We start from the raw sequence: 258 nt of genomic DNA, 5'->3' as shown, positions 1-258 counted from the left end.
GAACGGCGGAGCGGAGACGATCTACGGCATCCCGGCAGCGGAGGCGGTCGGGCGATCGGTGCGCGACCTCGTCTACGACGACCCCCGGGAGTTCGACGCCGCGGCGGCCGCACTGCTGCGCGACGGCTACTGGGTGGGCGAGCTGAGGCAGCGCCGTGCCGACGGATCTGTGCTGGTGGCGGACTGCCGCTGGCAGCTGTCGCGCGGCGCGGACGGGCAGGTGACCGTCTTCGCGGTGAACTCGGACATCACCCAGCA

General features: G+C 72.5%; 1 protein-coding gene. It reads left to right on the top strand.

Annotation, left to right across the window (positions count from 1 at the left end; genetic code table 11):
- Nucleotides 1-258: PAS domain-containing protein (locus tag SB717_RS37470; RefSeq protein WP_410908198.1), on the top strand; the 258-nt coding region annotated here is incomplete at both ends.

The sequence above is a fragment of the Priestia sp. SIMBA_032 genome, from assembly GCF_046535215.1.
Lineage (GTDB): Bacteria > Bacillota > Bacilli > Bacillales > Bacillaceae_H > Priestia > Priestia aryabhattai.
Note: the sequence above shows the minus strand (reverse complement) of the source record. Positions and strands in the feature narration are given on the sequence as shown.